Genomic DNA, 21,563 nt, shown 5'->3' on the forward strand with positions numbered 1-21,563 from the left:
GTGATGGACGAGACGGAGTTCTGGGAGCTGGTGGACGGCACCCGCGAGGCCGCCGAGGGCGACCCCGAGGAGCAGGCCGACCTGCTCGTGGACCGGCTGCTGGCGCTGGACCCCGAGATGGTCCTCGACTTCGCCCGTCACTTCGAGGCCCGCTACAACCGCGCGTACACCTGGGACCTCTGGGGCGCCGCGTGGATCCTGCTGGACGGGGCGAGCGACGACGCCTTCGACTTCTTCCGCTGCTGGCTGATCGGCCAGGGGCGCGAGGTGTACGAGGGGGCCGTGCACGACCCCGACTCGCTCGCCGGGTTCCTGGACGACTTCGACGAGGAGATCGACGGCGACGGCGAGGAACTGGGCTTCGCGGCCGACGAGGCCTACGAACAGCTCACCGGGACCGTCGCTCCGGACCTCGGTATCCCGCCCGCGGCCTCCGAGCCGCTCGGCCCGCCGCTGGACCTGGAGAGCGACCGGGTGCTGGCGGAGCGCTATCCGAAGCTGTGGGAGCGGTTCAGGGCCTGAGCCGTGCTCAGTTTCCCGCGGTGGCGCGGCGGCGGGTCGTGTCCGCCGGGATGTAGGCCTGCGTCTGGTCGGCCCTCACCGTGTGGTGCATCGGGGCCGCGTTGGCCTGGTCGAGCGCGCTCGCGGTGACGGCCGCCGGGCCGAGGAGTACGGCCGCGACGGCGCAGACGACCGCCCAGGGTCCGCGGGCGCTCCCGGTCCTGCCGCCGGTCTTCTCCGTGCTGTCGGTGTCACTGTTGTTCATTTCTTCCCCACCTCCGGTCAGTGCGTGTGCATGACGATAGGGCGGCAGTTTCGGCGTGATCCATGAGCCGCCTGCGAGGAACCTGTGAGACCTCGGGCTCTTGACCGCCGCCGTGACTCCCGGCTTACCGTGGCCGCCCCGAACAGGAGCACCCCGCCCATGACCAGCCCGTACGTGCGCGAGATCACGCGCGAGGACCATCTCGCCCATCTGCGGCTGCATCCCGAGGCGAGTCACCTCCAGATCCCCGAGTGGGCCGACGTGAAGCCCGACTGGCTGGCGGAGAGCGTCGGCTGGTTCGAGGGCGACGCGATGCTCGCGACGGCACTCGTGCTGTACCGGCCGCTGCCCGGCACCCGGCGCTGTCTCGCCTACCTCCCCGACGGACCCGCGATCGACTGGCTCGGCCCGCGCCCGGAACGCCTGCTGGACCCGCTGGTCGCGCACCTGGAGACGCGCGGGGCGTTCTCGGTCCGGATCGGGCCGCCGGTCGTCGTCCGGCACTGGGACGCGGACGCCGTGACGGCGGGCATCGCCGACCCCGGCATCCACCACCTGCGTGAGCTGCCCGCGGCCGGCGTCGACGGCTTCGCGCTGGACGCCGGAGAGCGGTTGCGGCAGCTCGGCTGGCGGCGGTGCGCACAGGACGAGGACAGCGGCCTCGGTCTCGGGCAGCCGCGCTACGGCTGTCACATCCCGCTCGCCGGCCGCTCGGTGGACGAGTTGCGGGAGGCTCTCGCACCCCACTTCGAGCAGTCCCTGCGCACGGCCGGGTCGGCGGGCGTGCGGGTCTCCTGGGGCACGGCCGCCGACCTGCCCGACTTCTACCGCCTGTACGCCGTGACCGCCGTCCGCGACGGTTTCAAGGCCCGGCCTCCGGAGTACTTCCGGCGCATGTGGGAGGCGCTGAACGCCGAGGACTCCGACCGGCTGCGGCTCTATCTCGCCGAGTACGACGGCGAGGTGCTGTCCGCCGCGCTGATGATCAACGTCGGCTCCCGGGTCTGGCACTCCTACGCCGCGTCCGGCCGTCGGGGGCGCGAACTGCGGCCCAGCAGCGCGCTGTTGTGGCGGATGCTGTGCGACGCGCGGGTGGCGGGCGCCGAGACGTACGACCTGCGTTCCGTCACCCCCTCCCTGTCCGGTGACCGTCTGCTGGGCCGGCTCCGCTTCAAGACGGGGGCGGGCGGCCGGGTCGTGGAGTACCTCGGGGAGTGGGAACGGCCGGTGGGCATCCAGGGCAAGGTGCTCCAACGGGCGCTGCGGGTCTATCTCGGGCGCAGGTGACGGAGGACGCCGAAGGGGGCGCACAGGGCGCGGGGGCGCGGTGCGGCTCGGTGTGTCATGTCCTGCCCTGGAGTCGGGCGGCCCGTTCCCTGATCTCCGGCAGCCGGGCCCTGAGGGCGGCGCCCGGGCAGGTCGTCATGTAGCCGTCGTTGTGGCCGGCGAGGGCGGGAAGTTCGGCGGCGGTGCCGGCGGCGTACCGGCTGAGACTGTTGCTGGAGGTCAGCCGGACGGTGGCGCGCGGGTCGATTCCGGCCAGGCCCAGCTTCCAGGCGGTCAGGGCGGCGATCGCGTCGGTCATCGCCCGCGGGACGGGGACGCCGGCGGTGAAGGTGCCGAGGGCGGCGATGCCCGTCGTGCGGTGGTTGAAGCCCTGGGTGTGCGCGCCGGTGACGGGACGGTCGACGCCGCCCGCACGGCCCTCGTAGATGGTGCCGCAGCGGTCGACGAGGAAGTTGTAGCCGATGTCGTCCCAGTTCCGGGCCCCCATCTGGCCGGCGGCGAGGTAACGGATGATGCGGGGCGCGTCGGAGCAGTCGTAACCGTTGGGCGAGTCGGTGTGGTGCACGAAGACCACGAGCACCTTGTCGTCGTAGCGCGGGGCCGGCGGGGTGCGGGCGGCGGTGTTCGCCTCGCCCGTACCCTTCGCCCACACCGATCTCGGCACGATGTGCGGCCTGGCCGCGGTGTGCGCGACGTGCCCGCGCCGGGCCTCGGCGACGGTCGGCGCGGGCCCGGTGGCCGCCCGCTCGATGCCGTGCGCGCACAGCACCAGGACGAGGACGACGGTGAGACCGGGGACGCAGGCGAGCACCAGGAGAAGCGGGCGGGGCAGCCGGGCGAGAAGTGCGGGCCCGGTGTGGGCCGCGGGGCGTCGGCGTCGCGTGAGCCGTGTGCGGGCCGCGTGACGTGGGCGCACCGCGGGGCGTATTCGGGTCGCCCGGCGCCTTCGCATCCCCCGCGATCTTCGGACACGCATGGTCCCACTGTCGGCCGGATCCGCTCCGTCCGCGATGTGTGCTGTGCCACCCGGTGGAACTATCGCCCTGGTCCGTGACGTATTTCCAGGTGCACGCACGTGTGGCCGGTTCAGGGCGGCACGCGTGCGCGTGACTGATCACTGAGCCCCTCGCCCGCGTACTAAAGGATCTGAGAGAAAGGCGGCCACGTGGACCTGCTCGACATCCTGCTGTTGCTGGTGATCGCCGCCTACGCGGCCTCCGGCTACCGGCGCGGCCTGGTGGCCGGCTGCGTCTCGTTCGCCGGGTTCGTGGGCGGCGCGATCGTGGGCGTGTGGGTGCTCCCGTGGATCATGGACCTGGTGACGCCGGGGAGCACGGCGGCGACGGTGACCGCGGTGCTGACCGTGCTGGTCCCGGCCGCGGTGGGGCACGAGCTGGCGGGCAGGCTGGCGCTCAGGCTGCGCCGGGAGCTGGACCAGGGGCCGCTGCGGGTGGCCGACGGGGTGGGCGGGGCCGCCGCCAACTCGGTGTCGGTGCTGGTCGTGGCGTGGGTCGCCGCGAGTGTCCTGGGCGCGTCCTCGTCCCCGCTGGTGACCACGGCCATCCGGGACTCCGCCCTGCTCGGCACCGTCCAGGACGCCATGCCGGACACCACTCCCTCCTGGTTCGCGCGGGCCACCTCCGCGCTCACCGAGGCGGGCTTCCCGCAGGTCTTCAACCCGTTCGAGAACGAGTCGACGGCCGAGGTCGCCAAGCCGACCGGCGACAGCGTCACGGCCGCCGCCACGACCGCCGCCAAGCTCAGCACCGTCAAGATCGAGGGCGCCTCGGGCACCCAGGGCCGCGAGGGCAGCGGGTTCGTGTACGCGCCGCGGCACGTGATGACCAACGCCCACGTGGTGGCCGGCATCGACCGGCCCAGCGTGCGCGTCGGCGGGGTCGGGCAGCCGTACGAGGCACGGGTGGTCTTCTTCGATCCGGACAAGGACGTGGCCGTGCTGTACGTCCCGGATCTCCGGGCGCCGGTCCTGCGCTTCGACAACAGCGCCGCGCGGGGCGACTCCGCGGTGGTCGCCGGCTATCCGCAGGACGGCGACCTGAACCTCCAGGCGGCCACCGTGGCCAACCGGGTGAAGGCGAACGGGCAGAACATCTACAACAACTCCCTCGTCACCCGGGAGATCTACTCGATCCGCTCGACCGTCCGCCCCGGCAACTCCGGCGGCCCGCTGCTGACCACCTCCGGCAAGGTGTTCGGCGTGGTCTTCGCCCGCTCCACCTCCGACAACGAGACGGGCTACGTCCTGACGGTCGACGAGGTCGCCGTCGACGCCGAGCGCGCCGCGGACGCCACGGCCCCGGTCGACACGGGCGAACTCGTCAGTTCCTGACACGCTCCTCGCCCGGGCCGGCGGGGTGGTCAGAGACGGCGCCCCATGATCACGTCGTCGACGTACTCCCCCGCCAGCAGGAACTCCTCGGGCAGGATCCCCTCGACGGCGAAGCCCTCGGACTCGTAGAGCTTGCGGGCGGGTGTGTTGTGGCCGAGGACGCGCAGGCTGAGGCGTCGGGCGCCGCGGCGGCGGGCCTCCTCGGTGATCGCGCGGATCAGGGCCCGGCCGACGCCTCGGCCGCGGGCCTCCGCAGCGACGGCGAAGCCCTGGATCTGGCACACGTGCGCGTTGGCTTCCAGCCCGGTCGGCTGGCCGAGGCGGATGTATCCCAGGATGCGACGGTCGGCCTCGGCGACCATACAGTCGTCGGAGAGGTGCTGTTCGTCGAAGAACGGCCCGTAGGGCGGCTGCGGCCGGCGCTGGACCGAGTGCAGGGTCGACCATTCGGCGCGGTCGAGGCGGGCCAGTTCCTCGTCGTCGTCGGGCAGGGCGAGGCGTATGGACAGCTGCGACATGAGCGACACCTTACGGCGGGGGTACCGGAACCAGACATCGCTTTTATGCATCCACCAGGCAGGATGAAGTCATGCAACTTTCAAGAATCGCGGTGGCCGGGGCGTCCGGCCTGATCGGCTCGGCTCTGGTGCGGTCCCTCACCGCGGACGGACACCAGGTGGTGCGGCTGGTGCGCCGGGAGCCCCGGGGCGACGACGAGGTCCGCTGGGACGCCGAGGCCGGCCGCGTGGACACGGCCGGGCTCGCCGGGTGCGACGCCGTGGTCAACCTCGCCGGGGCGGGCGTCGGTTCGCGGCGCTGGACCGAGGAGTACAAGACCCGCATCCACGACAGCCGGGTGAACGGCACGACCGCCCTCGCCAAGGCCGTCGCCTCGCTGGACGAGCCGCCGCGGGTCTTCGTGAACGGCAGCGCGATGGGGTACTACGGCGAGACGGGCGACCGGATCGTCGACGAGGACTCGCCCGCCGGGAAGGGCTTCCTGCCCGAACTGTGCGTGGAGTGGGAGGCGGCGGCCGCGCCCGCGCAGGAGGCCGGCGTACGGACCGCGTTCACCCGCACCGGCCTTGTGGTAGGCCGCGGGGGTGGGGCCTGGGGCAAGCTGTTCCCGCTGTTCAAGGCTGGGCTGGGCGGCCGGATGGGTGACGGACGGCAGTACTGGTCGTTCATCGCGCTGCACGACGAGGTGGCCGCGATCCGCCATCTGCTGGAGACCGACGGGCTGTCCGGACCGTTCAACCTCACCGCACCCGAACCCCTGACGAACGGCGAGATCACCGAGGCGATGGGCCGCGTGCTGCACCGGCCGACGCTCTTCACGGTGCCCGCGCCGGTGCTGCGGACCGCGCTCGGCGAGATGGCCGGAGACGTGCTGGGCAGCGCACGGGTACGGCCGACGCGACTGCTGGAGTCGGGATTCACCTTCGCGTTCCCGGAGATCGACGGGGCGATCAGGGCGGCCGCCTGAGTTCACGGCGCGAAGAAGGCGACGGAGGCGGCGAGGCTGCTGTACTCCGTCGGCGACCGCCAGGGGTGATGCCGTACGCCGTCTCGCGACCGTCTGTGACGAGATGCGACCGGCGTGCGACCGTGCCCTGCTGATGCGCGACTGTTCTCGACCGTTCCCAGCCCTACCCTCGACCCGAACTCGGGTATCCCCGGAGCCTGTCGGGGGCATCACGCCCCCATCGGCCGCGCAACCTCGAGGAGGGGCACGTGCTTGAGCCCGCGTACCAGGCAGACGTCGTGATCGTGGGAGCCGGGGTCGCCGGGCTCTCCGCCGCGCATCGGCTGACCAGCGCAGGAACGACCGTCGCGGTGTTGGAGGCCGCCCCCTGTGTGGGCGGCCGCATGTCGACCGAGAAGGTCGACGGCTTCCGGCTCGACCGGATCGGGCAGCTGCTGTCCACCGCGTATCCCGAACTACGGCTGACACCCGGGCTCGACGGGCTCGTGCTGCGCCCCTTCGCACCGGGGGTCCTGCTGCACGCCGACGGGCGTCACCACCGTGTGGACGCTCCGGCGGGCGCGGGGAGCGCGAGGGGCGCACTGCACGCGGTGCGCGCCCTGGCGAGCGCCCCTCGGGGGGCGGCCGGGGTGCCGTCCGGTGCCGGTCAGGGGCCGGTGGCCAGAGGTGCCCGTGGGGTCGCTCCGCTCGGCGGCGCGGTCGACCAGGCCCGGCTCGGTGCCGCGCTCGTCCGGCTCGCGAACACGCCCGTGGAGCGGCTTCTCGCCCGTCCCGAGCAGCCCGCCGGGCAGGCACTCGCGGAGCGCGGGGTGCCCGCCCGTACGATCGACGGCTTTCTGCGTCCGCTGCTCGCCGCCCTGCTGTGCGACCCGGCCCTGTCGACGTCCAGCCGGTGCGCGGACCTCGCGCTGCGGGCCTTCGCGGGCGGGCGGTTGTGTGTGCCGGAGGGGGGCGCCGAGCTGCTTCCGGAGCTGCTCGCGCAGACGTTGCCGGCGGGGACCGTGCACACGGGGGTACGGGTCACGTCCGTCGCGACGACCTCGGTGACCACGGCCGGGCACGGGGAGATCCGGTGCCGGGCGGTGCTGTTGGCGACGGACGCGCGGGCGGCGGCGGAACTGCTGCCGGGGTTGCGGGTACCGGAGTTCCACCCGGTGACGGTCGTCCACCACACGACGGACGAACCGCCCCGCACGGGTTCCGCGTTGCTGCTCGACGCCGACCGGGGCGGCCCCGTCGCCCACACGGCGGTGATCAGCGAGGTCGACCCGAGCCGGGCCCCCTCGGGCCGGGCCCTGATCTCCTCGACGGTCCTGGGCACGCCTCCCCCGGACCTGGAGACGGCCGTGCGCACCCACCTGGCCCGCCTCTACGGCACGCCGACGCACCGCTGGGAGACGGTGGCGGTCCACCACACCGCCGAGGCGGTCCCCGCGATGCGCCCTCCGCACGACCTGCGCCGCCCGGTCCGCCTGCTGGCGGGCCTGTACGTCTGCGGCGACCACCGCGACACCAGCACGGTCCAGGGAGCGCTGCATTCGGCTCACAGGGCCACGACGGCAATCCTCAAGGACCTGGGAGCGGCGGGTTCCATGCACCGAGCAGACCCGACCCCAACAGCCCAGGCAGCCTGACGGTCCCCCGCGCCCCTGAAGGGGCGCGGGGCTGTATCCGATGTGCGGCTGCCGCCGCGTGGGCGCGACCAGCCACAACGCAGTCGTCACCCGGCATCCAACCGGCGGAGTTTCGGCGAGGCTCCTACCCCAGCGCAGCGACCTTGTCGCGATAACTCCGCACCGGCGCCGCATCCTTGTACGGCTCCAACCGCCGCTCGAAGTCCCGCACGTACTCCACCGCCCGCACCGACCGCATCTCCGCGGCCTGCCCGGCGGCCTCCGCGGCCAGCGAGCAGGCCTGATCCAGCTCACCCAGCCCCAGACGTGCCGACGCCAGCACCACCCGGCAGAACAGCCGGCTCCGCGCATACGCCGGCGCCCTCAACTGAAGTGAGCGCTCAGCGTGTTGCGCCGCCGCCCGGAACTGCTGCAGATCCCGGTGGCAGTGGCCGAACTCGTCCGCCAGCTGCGCCTCGTCGAAGAAGCGTGCCCAGTGCGGGACCTCGTCGGCCGGACGCGCCGTCTCCAGGGAACGTTCCGCGCGCACCAGCGAGGCCGTGCACGCCCGCACCTCCCCCAGCACCCCGTGCCCCCGCGCCTCGGCCGAGTGCAGCAGCGCCTGGACGACCGGCGGCGCGTTCGTGCCGACCCCCTGCTGGGCGACCCTCGCCAGCTGGATCGCCTCCCGGCCGTGCCCGAGATACACGGCCTGCCGGCTCATCGTGACCAGCACGTACGCCCCGTACGCCCGGTCCCCCGCGGCCTGTGCGAGCCGCAGGGCCTGCACGAAGTAGCGCTGCGCGAGCCCGTGCGCCGCGATGTCGTACGACGTCCAGCCCGCGAGCCGGGTCAGGTCGGCCGCCGCGGCGAACAGTCTGCGGCCGGTCGTCTCGCCGTAGGTGCCGCGCAGCATCGGCTCGCACTCGTGCTCCAGGTAGCGCACCAGGGCCTGCCGGGCGTGCCCGCCGCCGTACTGGTCGTCGAGGGAGCGGAAGAGGTCGCCGACCGAGCCGAGCGCGGCGATGTCGCCCCCGGTGACCTTCTGGCCCGGCCCGCGCTCGACCTGGGAGCGCTGCCGGGGCACCACCGGGCGCCCCTGGGCCGGGACCCGGATCGCGGGCTCGCCGCGGGCGACCCGGTCGTCGGGGCGGCCGATCAGCCAGTCGCGGCTCGGCACGACCAGGCCGGCCGGGGTGAAGGCGATCTTGCGGAGTTCGGCATGGCTGCCGGAGTCCTTGCGCCACAGCCCGCTGACGATGTCGACGGCCTCCTCGGGCCCCGCGGCGAACTCCAGTCCGGCGTAGACCGGGGCGCAGGCGTCGAGGCCCAGGTCCTGCGCGGAGAGCCGGCGGCCGAGTCTGCGGGTGAAGACCTCGGCGATGAGGGCGGGTGTGGTGCCCCGGGGCTGCTGGCCGCGCAGCCATCGGGTCACGGATGTCTTGTCGTATCTGAGATCCAGCCCGTGTTCGAGTCCGAGCTGGTCCACGCGCCGGGCGAGACCCGCGTTGGAGAACCCCGCTTCTGCGATGAGCGCGGCGAGCTGTCGGTTGGGAGTGCGCTGCGCGGGTCGTTCCGTCATCTGCGGTGCGGTCTCCTGCCTTTCGGGCCGTCACGTCGAACGTGGTGCCCGGATTGCCTGTGAGCAGCCCTTATGGCCTCTGCGAACGGCGCGAATGTAGCGGAGAGTGAGCAGACGATCGCACACTTCGACGCTCGTTCATCCGATCGTGTGAGGATTGCCCCCAGGGCTGACGACCGTGGACCGGACGTACAGTGGCGTAGGCACCTTTCGTGCCTTACGACCTTCTAGGGAGGCGCTTGCCGTGAGTGGGTTGCGGTTCGTCCGCATGGGGTTCGGTGCGGACGCGGTCGAGTACCGGGTGGCGTGGGACGAGCAGCGCCGGGTGCACGCGGCACGGTTCGAGGACGAGGTCCCCGACACGGTCCTGCTGCTCGAACACCCCCCCGTGTACACGGCGGGCCGGCGCACCGCGGACAGCGAGCGCCCCCTCGACGGCACTCCGGTCGTCGACGTCGACCGCGGCGGCAAGATCACCTGGCACGGCCCGGGCCAGCTGGTGGGCTACCCGATCCAGAAGCTCCCGCGCCCGGTGGACGTGGTGGCGCACGTACGACGCCTGGAGGAGGCCCTGATCCGCACGTGCGCGGAGTTCGGCCTGGAGACCAGCCGGGTCGAGGGCCGCAGTGGCGTATGGATACTCGGCGACCCGGTCGAGACGCGTCCGGCGATCGGCGGGCTCTCCCTGGACTTCGACCCCAGGCTCACGGACGAGGAGTTCGACCCGCGCATGAACGGCCCGGAGTACGCCCCCTCCAACGCCGGGCAGCGCCGCGAGGACCGCAAGATCGCGGCGATCGGCATCCGTGTCGCCAAGGGCGTGACGATGCACGGCTTCGCGCTGAACGTGAACCCGGACAACAAGTGGTTCGACCGGATCATCCCCTGCGGCATCCGCGACGCCGGCGTCGCCTCCCTCGCCGGCGAGCTCGGCCGGGACGTGACGATCGACGAGGTGCTGCCCGTCGCCGAACGGCACCTGCGGGACGTACTGGAGAACGCGGAACTGAAGCCGAGGGTGATCGAGAAGACACCGGCAGCCTGAACACCGCCGCAGACTTTCAAATCAACGGGCGTACCCTGAACAACGCCGAAGAATCAAACGCTAGGGAGCCGGTCGTGTCCGCAGTCGCCCCCGACGGACGCAAGATGCTGCGCCTGGAGGTCCGCAACGCCCAGACCCCCATCGAGCGCAAGCCCGAGTGGATCAAGACCCGGGCGAAAATGGGCCCCGAGTACACCGCGATGCAGAAGCTCGTGAAGAGCGAGGGCCTGCACACGGTCTGCCAGGAAGCCGGCTGCCCCAACATCTACGAGTGCTGGGAGGACCGCGAGGCGACCTTCCTCATCGGCGGCGACCAGTGCACCCGGCGCTGCGACTTCTGCCAGATCGACACCGGCAAGCCCGAGGCGCTGGACCGCGACGAACCCCGGCGGGTCGGCGAGTCCGTGATCACCATGGACCTGAACTACGCCACCATCACCGGCGTCGCCCGCGACGACCTGGAGGACGGCGGCGCCTGGCTGTACGCGGAGACGGTCCGCCAGATCCACGAGCAGACCGCGGGCCGCGAGGCCGGCCGTACCAAGGTCGAGCTGCTGGCCCCGGACTTCAATGCCGTGCCGGAACTGCTCCGGCAGGTCTTCGAGTCCCGCCCCGAGGTCTTCGCGCACAACGTCGAGACGGTCCCGCGGATCTTCAAGCGCATCCGCCCCGGCTTCCGCTACGACCGGTCGCTGAAGGTCATCACCGACGCCCGTGACTTCGGCCTGGTGACCAAGTCCAACCTGATCCTCGGCATGGGCGAGACCCGCGAGGAGGTCAGCGAGGCACTGAAGCAGCTGCACGACGCCGGCTGCGAGCTGATCACCATCACGCAGTACCTGCGGCCGAGCGTGCGTCACCACCCGGTGGAGCGCTGGGTGAAGCCGCACGAGTTCGTGGAGATGAAGGACGAGGCCGAGCAGATCGGCTTCTCCGGCGTGATGTCCGGGCCGCTGGTCCGGTCCTCCTATCGGGCGGGTCGGCTCTACCAGATGGCCGTGGAGAAGCGCGGGGCGTACGTCGCCTCGCAGGCCGTCTGATGGCACGGAGTGCCACCCTGCACGTGTGAATCCCAGCACAAGCAACTACCCCCAGGTAGCGGCTGATTGGCGCGGTTCTGGACGTCCCCGCAGATAGGGGGCCTACAGGGCCGCGTCGGTGTTTTCGGGCAGCGCATCGAGGCTTCATCGGCGTTTGACCGGTCGGTCACGCCCTGGTAACACCATTCAGTGACCCTGTCTGTACACCCCGTGCACCACTCACCAGAGCCGCTACCCCGAGGGGGGACCTCCATCATGCAGGCCGCGCCGGTTCGCGCCACCGCCATCCCGTCGTTCACCGATGCACTCCGTGCCGTCGAGTCGCTGCTCCTGAGCAGCGGTCAGCGCACCGCCCGCCGCAACGCCTGGACGTCCGTCCTGGAGGACCGCCGCCGCGCCAAGGACAGGGTCGAGGCGCAGCACATCCTGGAGCAGACGCTCACCAAGACGCTCACCGACACGTACAGCGTCCGCTCCTGATCCCTCCTCCCGGAGGGCGGGCACTGCCGTCGTCGGCGCCTCCGGGGCCACGTAGACTTCGGGGCATGGCGAGAAGTGACAGTGCGGCGGATGCCGCGAACCCCGGGCGACTGAAGCAGATCGCCCTGACGTACAAGATGACCCGGAAGGCCGACAAGAAGATCGGCCTGGTTCTCGCGGGCGTCTTCATCCTCATCCTCGGTGTCTTTCTCGCGATCGGTTTCCTGATCGGCCACCCGGTCTATCTCGGCATCCTGGGCGTCCTGCTCGCCTTCCTCGGGACGGCGGTCATCTTCGGGCGCCGGGCCGAGCGAGCGGCCTTCGGGCAGATGGAAGGCCAGCCGGGAGCGGCGGCGGCCGTGCTGGACAACATCGGCCGGGGCTGGACGACGACCCCCGCGGTGGCGATGAACCGCAGCCAGGACGTGGTGCACCGGGCCGTCGGCAAGGCCGGCATCGTGCTGGTCGCCGAGGGCAACCCGAACCGGGTCAAGAGTCTGCTGGCCGCCGAGAAGAAGAAGATGAACCGCATCGTGGCGGACGTGCCGGTGCACGACATCCTCGTCGGCACGGGCGAGGGCCGGGTCGAGCTCAAGAAGGTCCGCACCACGATGCTCAAGCTGCCGCGCGTGCTGACCGGCCCCCAGGTGACCGCCACCAACGACCGGCTGCGGGCGATGGGCGACCTGATGAGCAACATGCCGGTGCCGAAGGGGCCGATGCCCAAGGGCATGAAACTCCCGAAGGGCGGCGGCAGGGGCCGCTGAGTCTTTCCCGACGATGGGGCTCCCGGATCACTCCGGGGGCCCCATCGTCGTCCCAGACGTGGGGCATCAGCAGTCGTTCTGAGCCGCCCTGCCCGCGAACCGGTCACCGAGCCAGGCGACGACGTCGCCGACGGCCTGGTTGTCGGTGAGCAGATGGTCGCCGGCGTAGATCTTCCAGCCGGTCTTCACGCCCGCGGCGCAGTAGTCGGCGCGGACGGCGTCCTCGGTGGCGGTGGGGATGACTTCGTCGAGAGCGCCGCGGTACTGGAGGACGGGGAAGATGATCCGGTGGGCGGCGAGACCGACGCCGAGTTTCTGGGCGTCCAGTACCTGGCCCCAGGTACGGCCGTCGCTCCCGCGCTGCTGGTAGAGCTGGTCGAGTGTGAGTGCGCCCGTGGTGAGGTCCTTGAGGCTCTTGCCCGCGAGGGCGGTGACGGTGCCGGCCAGGCAGACGGACTTGGCGGTCTTCACTGCCTCCCGGCCCTGGTCGTTCAGGAGCGAGTCGAAGGGCAGGGCCGGGTAGGCGGCCTGGATGCCGACGGCCGCGTCGGCGAGGAAGCCCGAGAAGGCGCTGCCGTCGAGTCCGGCCGCAACCGCCTTCAGGTCGCCGGGGATGCCACCGGACGCGTCCCCGACCACGTTGAGTTCGGGTGCGTAGCCCGCCGCCAGCTGGGCCGCCCAGAGGCTGGCCGCGCCGCCCTCGGAGTAGCCCCACAGGCCGACCTGGGCCTGCCGGGAGAGGCCGCTGCCCGGCACTGCGGGTGCGGCACGGGCGATGTCGAGCAGGGCGTGACCGGAGTCGGTGCCGGCGACGTAGCGGTGCGTCTGGCCGTCCAGATAGCCCGGACCGTCGGTCGCGGCGACGGCGTACCCGGCCTTCAGCAGGGCCGCGATGTTGTCGCCCTCGTACTCGTCCTGGTAGGCCCCGGCCAGCTGCTTGGAGAACGCGCACTGGGTGCCGAGGCCGAGCGTGCCGGGGTGGAAGGCGACGACGGGGCGGGGACCGGAACCGGTCCAGGGCGCCGTCGGGACGGCCACGGTGCCGGAAACGGCTGTGGGACGGCCCCTGTTGTCGGTGGAGCTGTAGAGCACCTTCCACGCGGACATGGCGATACTGCCCGGCACCCGGCTCAGCGTGACGGAACGGCAGGCCAGCACGGTGCCCGGGGTGGACGGCACGGTGGCGGGGGGTGTGTAGACGTCCGGGTCGGCGGCCGTGCAGGCGGCCGATCGCTCGGCGGCGGGGGCCTCGGACACGAGGGCGCCGCCCAGCAGGGCGGCAGTGGCGAGGGCGGTCAAGAGGGCTGATCTCTTCATCGGCGCGGCGCGTCCCTTCGCAACGGAAGACTGTTGCCTGGGTGCTCGACGCTAGGAGCCGGACCGACTGACTTATAGTCAGCCGCCGCGCAAGTTCGGCGCGACGGCTGTCAGGACTCGACAAAGACAGGGAGATGAGGGACGGGGGACCTCGTCAGATGCGCACTTCGACGGTCTTCGCCAGTCGGTCGTGCAGGCCCCTGCCGTCGCGGTCCCAGATCAGGGCCGGCAGGGCGAGGCAGAGCAGGACCGTGCGCAGCAGGGCCCGCAGGGGGTTGACCCGGCCGGTGTCGAGGGCGACCACGCGCAGCCCGAAGAGGCGCTTGCCCGGGGTGAACCCGATGGTGCCGACCGTCAGGACGCCCATCACGAAGAAGACCAGCAGTGCCCAGTTGGAGGTCGCCTGGCCGCTGTAGCTCTGCGTGATCAGGCGGGATGCAATCAGGACGCTCATCGCCCAGTCCACGGCCAGTGCGCCCAGGCGTCGGCCGGGACGGGCGATCGAACCCGGCCCCTGCTCCGGCAGGCCGAGCTGCTGTCCGCGGTATCCGAAGTCGACACCGGCATCCTCAGCGGCCGCGCGGGGTCCGGAGAGCCATGATCCGATTGCATCCCTGTTGTCCACACGTCCACGGTACTGCGCGCGTTTCGGGATACGGACAGGTGGGGCGGGGCCGACGATGTCCGGTTAACTTGTGCGAAACAAATGGGTCACGCCCGAGAAACCACCCGTCCCTAGGGTCGTGGACAGCGTGTGCCACCGCACTGGCCGCACGAACGAACTACCACCCCGGTCCAGGAACGGTCGGGAGTAGGAGGAGCTGGATGTTCCAGAACGCCGACGAGGCCAAGAAGTTCATCGCGGACGAGGACGTCAAGTTCGTCGACGTCCGTTTCTGCGACCTGCCGGGCGTGATGCAGCACTTCACGCTGCCCGTCGAGGCGTTCGACCCGGACGAGGAGCTCGCGTTCGACGGTTCGTCGATCCGCGGCTTCCAGGCCATCCACGAGTCCGACATGGCGCTGCGCGCCGACCTGTCGACCGCCCGGGTCGACTCCTTCCGCCGCGACAAGACGCTGAACATCAACTTCTTCATCCACGACCCGATCACCGGCGAGCAGTACAGCCGTGACCCGCGGAACGTGGCGAAGAAGGCCGAGGCCTACCTCGCCTCCACCGGTATCGCCGACACCGCGTACTTCGGCCCCGAGGCCGAGTTCTACGTGTTCGACAGCGTGCGCTTCGCGACCAGCGCGAACGAGTCCTTCTACCACATCGACTCCGAGGCGGGCGCCTGGAACACCGGTGCGGTCGAGAACAACCGCGGTTACAAGGTCCGTTACAAGGGCGGCTACTTCCCGACCCCGCCGGTCGACCACTTCGCCGACCTGCGTGCGGAGATCTCTCTGGAGCTGGCCAAGTCCGGCCTCCAGGTCGAGCGCCAGCACCACGAGGTGGGCACCGCCGGCCAGGCCGAGATCAACTACAAGTTCAACACGCTGCTCGCCGCGGCCGACGACCTCCAGCTCTTCAAGTACATCGTGAAGAACGTCGCCTGGCGCAACGGCAAGACCGCGACCTTCATGCCTAAGCCGATCTTCGGTGACAACGGCTCGGGCATGCACGTCCACCAGTCCCTGTGGACCGGCGGCTCCCCGCTCTTCTACGACGAGGCCGGTTACGCGGGCCTCTCGGACATCGCCCGCTACTACATCGGCGGCATCCTCAAGCACGCCCCGTCGCTGCTGGCCTTCACCAACCCGACGGTGAACTCGTACCACCGCCTGGTCCCGGGCTTCGAGGCCCCGATCAACCTCGTCTACTCCCAGCGCAACCGCTCCGCGGCCATGCGTATCCCGATCACGGGCTCCAACCCGAAGGCCAAGCGCGTCGAGTTCCGTGCGCCCGACTCCTCCGGCAACCCGTACCTCGCCTTCTCGGCCCTGCTCCTGGCGGGCCTCGACGGCATCAAGAACAAGATCGAGCCGGCCGAGCCGATCGACAAGGACCTCTACGAGCTGGCTCCCGAGGAGCACGCGAACGTGGCGCAGGTCCCGACCTCCCTCCCGGCCGTCCTCAACTCCCTTGAGGCCGACCACGAGTTCCTCCTCCAGGGCGACGTCTTCACGCCGGACCTGATCGAGACGTGGATCGACTTCAAGCGCACCAACGAGATCGCCCCGCTCCAGCTGCGTCCGCACCCGCACGAGTTCGAGCTGTACTTCGACGTGTGATCGGCACGTAGGCCGTCCCGCGGCGGTTCTACGGCAGTCCTACGGCGCCCCCGTCCCGGTTTCCCGGGACGGGGGCGCCGTCGTATCGTTTTCTGCACAGCTGTTCGACAGGGGACGACGGGGGATACGGCGATGTCCGCACAGGACGACGACGGCGAGCGGGAGTTCGACATCAGGTGGGCCGACGGGGCCGAGCTCAAGGAGCCCTCCGCGCGGGCCCGGATGCTCGCCGCCCGCTGGAAGGAGAACCCGCCGAAGCCCCAGCCCTTCCGCGCCGACCCGGGGCCGAGGACACCGAGCCGCTCGTCCTGGCGGTCGACGGCGATCGTCCTCGGAAGCATGGCGGTGCTCATCCTGGTGCTTGGCTACGCGGACTTCCGGCCGTACTAGCGGGCTGAGCAGGTAAATCCCGCGCCCTGACAGGATCGGCCGCCTAGGATCGCCGGACATGTCGAGGCGGGGAGTGGGCGTGCGCAGCAGCATCTGGAACGGGCCGCAGGCAGCCGTACGCCTCGCTGAAGGGGCCGGACTGCGGGCGGCCCTGCTCGACGCGGCCGACCCGGCTCACTGGCTCGCGCTGGACATCGGAGTACGGCACGGCGTCTGGTCCGCGGCCGACAGCGACTGTCTGCCGGCCTGGGAGCGGACCGAGCACGGGCGGACGCTGACCGACGCCCTGCTGCGGGGCGACCGGCTCACCGACCCGCAGCTCGCGCTCGCCCTGTGCCACCGGGACGGACAGATCCGCAAGCGGGCGCTCGCGGAGACCACGGGGCGTCCGGAGCTGTTGCCGTTGGTCGTGCTGCGGTGCGCGGACTGGGCCGAACCGGTGCGGGAGCCGGCCCGGACGCGGTGGGCGGAGGCGGTCACCGTGGAGACCGCGGTCGCGCTGGCGCCGCTCGCCCTGCGGATCGGCGTCCGGCACCGAGGGGACTTCGCCGTCGGCCTGGTCGACGAGGTACTGCGCTCCGCGGACCGCGAGGCGCTGCTTCCGCTCCTGACCCACACCGACCGCACCGTGCGCCGCTTCGCCCACCGGCTCGCGGTCGAGGAGGGGTTCCTCTCCCCCGCCGAGCTGGCCCGGACCGCCGCCCGGGACGACGACACGGTCGTCCAGGGGCTCTGCGCGGAGGCCGCACTGGCAGCCCTGGCGGAGGGCGCTGCGGACGACGACGTACTGGAAACCCTGCTCGCCGCCCGCAGTCCGCGGGTGCGGTCGGCCGGGGTGACCGCGCTGCGGCGGGCCGGGCTGCGGGAGCGGGCCGTCGGGTTCCTCGGGGACCGGGCCGGGGTGGTGCGGGCCTGCGCGCGGTATGTCGTACGGCAGTTGGGGGGCGAGCCGGTGCAGTGGTACCGGCGCCGGTGTGCCGACGCCGTCGCGGTGCCGGCGGGGGCGGTGAGCGGGCTCGCGGAGTGCGGGGAACGGGGTGACGCCGAGGCCCTGTGGGCGCTGACCTCGCACCCTGATCCGGTGGTCAGGGCACGCGCCGTGGGCGGATTGCGGACGCTGGACGTGCTGGACGTACCGCGGCTGCGGGCGCTGCTCGACGATCCCGCGCCCGCTGTGGTGCGGGAGGCGACCCTGGCGCTGATGCCGTCCGCGCGGCTGCTGGACGACGGGTGGCTGCTGGAGCGGCTGGCGGTGGAGCGGGCCAGGGAGACGCGGGTCTCCGCGTTCCGGCTGCTCACCGCGCACGACGGGCTCGTACGGCTGCGGGCCGCCGTCGCACTGGTCGACGATCCGGACGACAGGCTGCGGCTCTGGGCCCGGCAGTGCGTGCGGCGCTGGTACCCGACGGCGGACGTGCCGCGTGGGGCGGCCGAGGTGGGTGAGCTGCTGGGGCGGGTGCGGCACCTGCTGGATGACCACGTGCTCAGGACGCGCCTGTGGGAGACCGGCCTCAAGACCTGAGCCTTTGCTGGCCCTAGGGCTGATCGCGACCACTTCATGGCCGGGGCCGGGTGCACACTGGAGGGTGGGACGAGTGCCTGACTGCGGGGTGATGCAGATGCGGAGTCGTTTTCGGAGCGACCGGCGGCTGACCGTGCGGATGACGGTCACGATGTTCCTGCTCGGACTGCTCTACGTGGCCTTCTTCGCCGCGTTGATCGTGTTGTTGAAATCCTGGCTGCTGGTCGTGGGCCTGATCGCCGTGATGTTCGTGGCGCAGTTCTGGTTCTCCGACAAGATCGCGATGTTCGCGATGCGCGGGCGGGTCGTGGGGCGGCAGGAGTATCCCGAACTGCACGCCGTGGTCGACCGGTTGTGTGCCATCGCCGACATGCCCAAGCCGGTGATCGCGGTGTCCGCGATGGACATGCCCAATGCGTTCGCCACCGGGCGCAACGCTGACAACGCCGTGGTGTGTGTGACGACCGGGCTGCTCAGGCGGCTGGACCCGGCCGAGCTGGAGGGCGTGCTGGCGCACGAGCTGTCGCACGTGGCGCACAAGGACGTCGCCGTGATCACCATCGCGTCCTTCCTCGGGGTGATCGCCGGGCTGATCGTCCGGTTCGCCTTCTACAGCCAGCTGTTCGGCGGGCGGAAGGACCAGAACACGGCCGTGATCTTCGCCGCCGTGATGGGCGTCTCCGCGGCCGTGTACGCGCTGAGCTTCCTGCTGATCAGGGCGCTGTCGCGGTACCGGGAGCTGGCGGCGGACCGGGCCGCGGCCCACCTCACGGGCCGGCCCTCGGCGCTGGCGTCCGCGCTCACCAAGGTCTCCGGCGAGCTGGCCCGGATCCCCACCAAGGACCTGCGCACGGCCCAGGCCTTCAACGCCTTCTACTTCACCCCGGCCACCGGCAAGGAGCCCGGTATCGAGCGGTACTTCTCGACCCACCCGTCCCTGGAACAGCGGCTCGATCAACTGGGGCGGATCTCCGCCGAGTTGGGTGAGGCCGCGGAGCCCGGGAAGGCGGGCTGAGGATGGGGCTGCTGGACATCCTGCTCGGGCGCACGAAGCCTGTCGCGCCCGATCTCGACCAGCTCTTCGCGCTGCCGTCGGCGGCCGTGACGCTGGAGGCGGCGGTCTCCTTCACGCCGACCGGGCGCGGAGCGGTGTGCTTCGCCACGGTCGAGGGCGCCGCCTTCGAGCAGACGCACCGGGAGGTCCAGGCCCTGCTCGACGCGGACGCCGACCGCGACGGCCCGCCGGTGGAGCTGCGGCGGGACGACTTCGGCTACTCCTGGCTGGTCTCCGAGCGCAGACCGGACCAGCTGCCGCAGCTGGTCAACGACCTGCACGCGGTGAACAGTTCGATGGAGGTCAACGGCTTCGGGCCGCAACTGCTGTGCTCGCTCGCCGGGTTCCACGACGACGAGGGCCGGTCGCTCGCGCTCGTCTACCTGTACAAGCGCGGCACGTTCTTCCCCTTCGCCCCGCTGCCCGGTGACGGACAGCGCCGCGACAACCCGCTGGAGCTGCGGGTGAAGGCCACGCTCACGAACGACCTGCGGATCGAACAGGACCTGAACCGCTGGTTCCCGCTGTGGGGCGCCCCCGGCCTCTGAGCTCCTAGCCCTTTCTCTCGCGCGCCTGTCGGCGGGCCTCCAGGGGGTGCTCGCGGCGGTAACGGCGTTCCCACCTGGCCTGCTTGTCCCGGCGGTCGCGGTACGCCCGGTAACTGCCGGGCGACACACCCGACGCTCCCCCGGACGAACCGCCCGGCGAGGACGCGGAGGCGCCCCGGCTGCTGCGGCCGCCACGGCCGTACTGCGTGTAAAGGAAGAGCACGGCTACGGCGACGAGCCACCAGGTGTGGTTCCCGAAGCCCAGGACGACCAGGACGACGGTCCCGGAAATGACCATGGTGCCCATGACGGGCCTTCCGTGTACGGGGTTGTGGTGTAGAAGAGTAGCCCCGCAGGGGCGGCCTGATGCCTGCCCTGCGCGAGCTCTTTCCCCTCACCCGGGAGTTACCGGCATGCCCGAGTCCTTCACTCAGGAACACGACGGCGAGCGCCTGCACGGCGTCCGCGACGGCAACGACGACCGGGCCGCTGCTGCGGCTGCGACGGTCGTACTGCTGCACGGGGCCGGGAACGGCAGCAAGGAGCGGCTCCTGCCGCTGCTCGACGAGTTCGTGGCGCACGGCTGCCGTGTGCTCGCCTTCGACTTCTCCGGGCACGGCGAAAGCACCGGTGAGCTCGCGGAGTTGAGTCTGCGCAGGCGTTTCGGGCAGGCGGTCGCCGTGATCGACGCGCATGCTCCGGCGGACGGGCCGCTGGTGCTGGTCGGGTTCAGCATGAGCGGGCAGACGGTGGCCGACCTCACCCGGCACTACCGCGAGCGGGTCGCGGCACTCGCCCTGTGTGCGCCCGCCGTGTACGCGGCCGAGGCCTGGGACGTGCCGTTCGGCCGCGGCGACGGGGAGTTCAGCGAGATCATCCGGCGGCCGGGCAGCTGGCACCGGGCACCGGCCCTCGATGCGCTGCGGGACCACCAGGGGCGGGCTGTGCTCGCGGTGCCGGGTACGGACGCGGTGATCCCGCCGGAGGTGACCGAGGCCGTGCAGGATGCGCTGGCCTTCCGGTCCCAGTTCACACGCATCGAACTGCCGGACGCGGACCACCGGTTGGGGGCGTGGCTGCACGATCACCAGGCCGACCGGCGGGAGTTGGTGTCCGCGCTCCTGACCGGCCTCGGCGACCGGGGGTGGACGGCGACCCGGCACTGGGTGGCCGAGCAGCTTCCCGAGGACCGGTCGGTCGTCGACACCGGTTTCCTGTCCGGAGGTTGGAGCTCCCAGATGCGCCGGCTCACCCTCGACGACGGCACCGAGCTGGTCCTGAGGTCGTTCGTGAAGCCGTTCTTCCGGCACCACGCGCCCGGGCTTCTGCACCGCGAGGCGTCGGTCCTCGCGCTGCTCGCCGCTCGTGAGGGCGTTCCGGCGCCCGAGCCGATCGCCGTCGACGCCACGGCCGAACACTGCGACCACCCCTCGTTGCTGATGTCCCGGCTGCCGGGCCGCGTGCGGGTCGACGAGGAGGATCTGGAGCGGCGCCTGGACCTGCTGGCCGCCCAACTGGTGCGGATTCACCGGGTCGTTCCCGAGGAACGGCCGCGCGGCTACCAGCCGTGGACGTCGCCGGAGAAGGTGCGGGGGATGCGGGGCCCGCTGTGGGAGCGGGCCGTGGCGGTGATCCGCCGGGACCCGCCGCCGTACGAAGGGTGCTTCCTGCACCGGGACTTCCACCCCGGGAACGTGCTGTTCACCGGGGCGGGCGCCGGGCTCGCCGTCAGCGGGGTGGTCGACTGGGTGGAGACCTCGTGGGGACCGGCCGACCTCGATGTCGCCCACTGCTCCACCGCTCTCGCACTTCTGCACGGCCCCGAACACGGTCTCGGTTTCCGGGAACGGTACGAGGCGCACGGCGGCCGCAGCCTCGCCGACGGGCCGGACCACCTGTACTGGCGGCTCCTCGACGCCCTCGCCTACTGCCCCGACGCGGCGAAGCTCGCCGGCCCCTGGCGCGAGCTCGGCCGGTCCGATCTGACGCCGGGGGTGCTGGGCGGACGGCTGGAGGCGTACGTGCGGGGGCTGGTGGAGCGGTACGGGTGACGGGGGCGGTCCGGGTCGGCGGCGCACGCC

The 21,563-nt window shown here is 71.7% G+C and carries 22 protein-coding genes; 15 read left to right on the top strand and 7 right to left on the bottom strand.

Annotation, left to right across the window (positions count from 1 at the left end):
• Positions 1-3: 3 nt before the first annotated feature.
• Positions 4-522: a DUF4240 domain-containing protein gene (locus ACZ48Z_RS38655; RefSeq protein WP_468740642.1), complete on the top strand. Its 519-nt coding sequence runs from the start codon at positions 4-6 to the stop codon at positions 520-522.
• 7 nt (positions 523-529) lie between these two features.
• Here the strand turns inward: ACZ48Z_RS38655 and ACZ48Z_RS38660 are convergent, their stop codons facing one another.
• The gene (locus ACZ48Z_RS38660; RefSeq protein WP_468740585.1) at positions 530-766 is read right to left on the bottom strand and encodes a hypothetical protein; all 237 of its coding nucleotides are present in this window, start codon (positions 764-766) and stop codon (positions 530-532) included.
• 159 nt (positions 767-925) lie between these two features.
• On the opposite strand from ACZ48Z_RS38660, the gene ACZ48Z_RS38665 reads away from it, so the two are divergent.
• A complete protein-coding gene (locus ACZ48Z_RS38665) occupies positions 926-2,053 on the top strand; it encodes a lipid II:glycine glycyltransferase FemX (protein ID WP_468740586.1) in 1,128 nt (375 codons plus the stop codon).
• A 55-nt stretch (positions 2,054-2,108) separates the two neighbouring features.
• Here ACZ48Z_RS38665 and ACZ48Z_RS38670 read toward each other — a convergent pair whose 3' ends face one another.
• Positions 2,109-2,969, bottom strand: a complete 861-nt coding sequence (locus ACZ48Z_RS38670; protein WP_468740587.1) for a peptidoglycan recognition protein family protein — start codon at positions 2,967-2,969, stop codon at positions 2,109-2,111.
• 249 nt (positions 2,970-3,218) lie between these two features.
• Between ACZ48Z_RS38670 and ACZ48Z_RS38675 the strand changes: the two genes are divergently transcribed.
• Positions 3,219-4,403: a MarP family serine protease gene (locus tag ACZ48Z_RS38675; RefSeq protein ID WP_468740588.1), complete on the top strand. Its 1,185-nt coding sequence runs from the start codon at positions 3,219-3,221 to the stop codon at positions 4,401-4,403.
• Between the two features lie 29 nt (positions 4,404-4,432).
• Here ACZ48Z_RS38675 and ACZ48Z_RS38680 read toward each other — a convergent pair whose 3' ends face one another.
• Entirely contained in the window at positions 4,433-4,921 is a 489-nt protein-coding gene (locus ACZ48Z_RS38680; protein ID WP_468740589.1) for a GNAT family N-acetyltransferase, read from the bottom strand.
• A 71-nt stretch (positions 4,922-4,992) separates the two neighbouring features.
• Between ACZ48Z_RS38680 and ACZ48Z_RS38685 the strand changes: the two genes are divergently transcribed.
• Positions 4,993-5,889 carry a TIGR01777 family oxidoreductase gene (locus ACZ48Z_RS38685; RefSeq protein ID WP_468740590.1) on the top strand — a complete coding sequence of 299 codons (897 nt, stop codon included), beginning with the start codon at positions 4,993-4,995 and terminating at the stop codon, positions 5,887-5,889.
• 248 nt (positions 5,890-6,137) lie between these two features.
• The gene (locus ACZ48Z_RS38690) at positions 6,138-7,523 is read left to right on the top strand and encodes an NAD(P)/FAD-dependent oxidoreductase (protein WP_468740591.1); all 1,386 of its coding nucleotides are present in this window, start codon (positions 6,138-6,140) and stop codon (positions 7,521-7,523) included.
• A gap of 124 nt (positions 7,524-7,647) precedes the next feature.
• Here the strand turns inward: ACZ48Z_RS38690 and ACZ48Z_RS38695 are convergent, their stop codons facing one another.
• Positions 7,648-9,084, bottom strand: coding sequence for a regulator (locus tag ACZ48Z_RS38695; RefSeq protein WP_468740592.1), 1,437 nt, complete (start codon positions 9,082-9,084; stop codon positions 7,648-7,650).
• A gap of 244 nt (positions 9,085-9,328) precedes the next feature.
• On the opposite strand from ACZ48Z_RS38695, the gene lipB reads away from it, so the two are divergent.
• From lipB to ACZ48Z_RS38715, 4 genes are all read left to right on the top strand, one after another.
• On the top strand, positions 9,329-10,129 hold the full coding sequence (gene lipB, locus ACZ48Z_RS38700) for a lipoyl(octanoyl) transferase LipB (protein ID WP_468740593.1): 801 nt from the start codon (positions 9,329-9,331) through the stop codon (positions 10,127-10,129).
• 74 nt (positions 10,130-10,203) lie between these two features.
• Entirely contained in the window at positions 10,204-11,169 is a 966-nt protein-coding gene (gene lipA / locus ACZ48Z_RS38705; RefSeq protein ID WP_468740594.1) for a lipoyl synthase, read from the top strand.
• 255 nt (positions 11,170-11,424) lie between these two features.
• Positions 11,425-11,649: an SCO2195 family GlnR-regulated protein gene (locus ACZ48Z_RS38710; RefSeq protein WP_468740595.1), complete on the top strand. Its 225-nt coding sequence runs from the start codon at positions 11,425-11,427 to the stop codon at positions 11,647-11,649.
• A 65-nt stretch (positions 11,650-11,714) separates the two neighbouring features.
• Positions 11,715-12,416, top strand: a complete 702-nt coding sequence (locus tag ACZ48Z_RS38715; RefSeq protein ID WP_468740596.1) for a DUF4191 domain-containing protein — start codon at positions 11,715-11,717, stop codon at positions 12,414-12,416.
• Between the two features lie 66 nt (positions 12,417-12,482).
• On the opposite strand, the gene ACZ48Z_RS38720 is transcribed toward ACZ48Z_RS38715, so the two are convergent.
• A complete protein-coding gene (locus ACZ48Z_RS38720; RefSeq protein WP_468740597.1) occupies positions 12,483-13,733 on the bottom strand; it encodes a lipase family protein in 1,251 nt (416 codons plus the stop codon).
• A gap of 154 nt (positions 13,734-13,887) precedes the next feature.
• On the bottom strand, positions 13,888-14,358 hold the full coding sequence (locus tag ACZ48Z_RS38725) for an RDD family protein (RefSeq protein ID WP_468740598.1): 471 nt from the start codon (positions 14,356-14,358) through the stop codon (positions 13,888-13,890).
• Between the two features lie 200 nt (positions 14,359-14,558).
• Here ACZ48Z_RS38725 and glnA point away from each other — a divergent pair, with 200 nt between their 5' ends.
• The 5 genes from glnA (at position 14,559) to pspAB (ending at position 19,482) form a co-directional block, all read left to right on the top strand.
• Entirely contained in the window at positions 14,559-15,968 is a 1,410-nt protein-coding gene (glnA, locus tag ACZ48Z_RS38730) for a type I glutamate--ammonia ligase (protein ID WP_468740599.1), read from the top strand.
• 132 nt (positions 15,969-16,100) lie between these two features.
• Positions 16,101-16,358, top strand: coding sequence for an SCO2583/SCO2584 N-terminal domain-containing protein (locus ACZ48Z_RS38735; RefSeq protein WP_468740600.1), 258 nt, complete (start codon positions 16,101-16,103; stop codon positions 16,356-16,358).
• Between the two features lie 79 nt (positions 16,359-16,437).
• Positions 16,438-17,880 (top strand): hypothetical protein, encoded by a 1,443-nt coding sequence (locus ACZ48Z_RS38740; protein ID WP_468740601.1) that lies wholly within the window; start codon positions 16,438-16,440, stop codon positions 17,878-17,880.
• A gap of 97 nt (positions 17,881-17,977) precedes the next feature.
• On the top strand, positions 17,978-18,895 hold the full coding sequence (gene htpX, locus ACZ48Z_RS38745; RefSeq protein WP_468740602.1) for a zinc metalloprotease HtpX: 918 nt from the start codon (positions 17,978-17,980) through the stop codon (positions 18,893-18,895).
• A gap of 2 nt (positions 18,896-18,897) precedes the next feature.
• Positions 18,898-19,482 (top strand): PspA-associated protein PspAB, encoded by a 585-nt coding sequence (gene pspAB, locus ACZ48Z_RS38750; RefSeq protein WP_468740603.1) that lies wholly within the window; start codon positions 18,898-18,900, stop codon positions 19,480-19,482.
• A 4-nt stretch (positions 19,483-19,486) separates the two neighbouring features.
• Here pspAB and ACZ48Z_RS38755 read toward each other — a convergent pair whose 3' ends face one another.
• Entirely contained in the window at positions 19,487-19,789 is a 303-nt protein-coding gene (locus tag ACZ48Z_RS38755; protein WP_468740604.1) for a hypothetical protein, read from the bottom strand.
• A gap of 106 nt (positions 19,790-19,895) precedes the next feature.
• On the opposite strand from ACZ48Z_RS38755, the gene ACZ48Z_RS38760 reads away from it, so the two are divergent.
• Entirely contained in the window at positions 19,896-21,533 is a 1,638-nt protein-coding gene (locus tag ACZ48Z_RS38760; protein ID WP_468740605.1) for an alpha/beta fold hydrolase, read from the top strand.
• The last annotated feature ends 30 nt before the right edge of the window (positions 21,534-21,563 follow it).

It is taken from the genome of Streptomyces sp. NPDC031225 (assembly GCF_055570355.1).

Excerpts from the sequence above, each read along its gene's own strand:
- ACZ48Z_RS38715 (WP_468740596.1), top strand. The coding sequence starts at position 11,715 with ATGGCGAGAAGTGACAGTGCGGCGGATGCCGCGAACCCCGGGCGACTG.
- ACZ48Z_RS38665 (WP_468740586.1), top strand. The coding sequence starts at position 926 with ATGACCAGCCCGTACGTGCGCGAGATCACGCGCGAGGACCATCTCGCC.
- glnA (WP_468740599.1), top strand. The coding sequence starts at position 14,559 with ATGTTCCAGAACGCCGACGAGGCCAAGAAGTTCATCGCGGACGAGGAC.
- ACZ48Z_RS38755 (WP_468740604.1), bottom strand. The coding sequence starts at position 19,789 with ATGGGCACCATGGTCATTTCCGGGACCGTCGTCCTGGTCGTCCTGGGC.
- ACZ48Z_RS38720 (WP_468740597.1), bottom strand. The coding sequence starts at position 13,733 with ATGAAGAGATCAGCCCTCTTGACCGCCCTCGCCACTGCCGCCCTGCTG.
- ACZ48Z_RS38680 (WP_468740589.1), bottom strand. The coding sequence starts at position 4,921 with ATGTCGCAGCTGTCCATACGCCTCGCCCTGCCCGACGACGACGAGGAA.
- ACZ48Z_RS38735 (WP_468740600.1), top strand. The coding sequence starts at position 16,101 with ATGTCCGCACAGGACGACGACGGCGAGCGGGAGTTCGACATCAGGTGG.
- pspAB (WP_468740603.1), top strand. The coding sequence starts at position 18,898 with ATGGGGCTGCTGGACATCCTGCTCGGGCGCACGAAGCCTGTCGCGCCC.
- htpX (WP_468740602.1), top strand. The coding sequence starts at position 17,978 with ATGCGGAGTCGTTTTCGGAGCGACCGGCGGCTGACCGTGCGGATGACG.
- ACZ48Z_RS38685 (WP_468740590.1), top strand. The coding sequence starts at position 4,993 with ATGCAACTTTCAAGAATCGCGGTGGCCGGGGCGTCCGGCCTGATCGGC.
- ACZ48Z_RS38655 (WP_468740642.1), top strand. The coding sequence starts at position 4 with ATGGACGAGACGGAGTTCTGGGAGCTGGTGGACGGCACCCGCGAGGCC.
- ACZ48Z_RS38710 (WP_468740595.1), top strand. The coding sequence starts at position 11,425 with ATGCAGGCCGCGCCGGTTCGCGCCACCGCCATCCCGTCGTTCACCGAT.
- ACZ48Z_RS38760 (WP_468740605.1), top strand. The coding sequence starts at position 19,896 with ATGCCCGAGTCCTTCACTCAGGAACACGACGGCGAGCGCCTGCACGGC.
- ACZ48Z_RS38660 (WP_468740585.1), bottom strand. The coding sequence starts at position 766 with ATGAACAACAGTGACACCGACAGCACGGAGAAGACCGGCGGCAGGACC.
- ACZ48Z_RS38695 (WP_468740592.1), bottom strand. The coding sequence starts at position 9,084 with ATGACGGAACGACCCGCGCAGCGCACTCCCAACCGACAGCTCGCCGCG.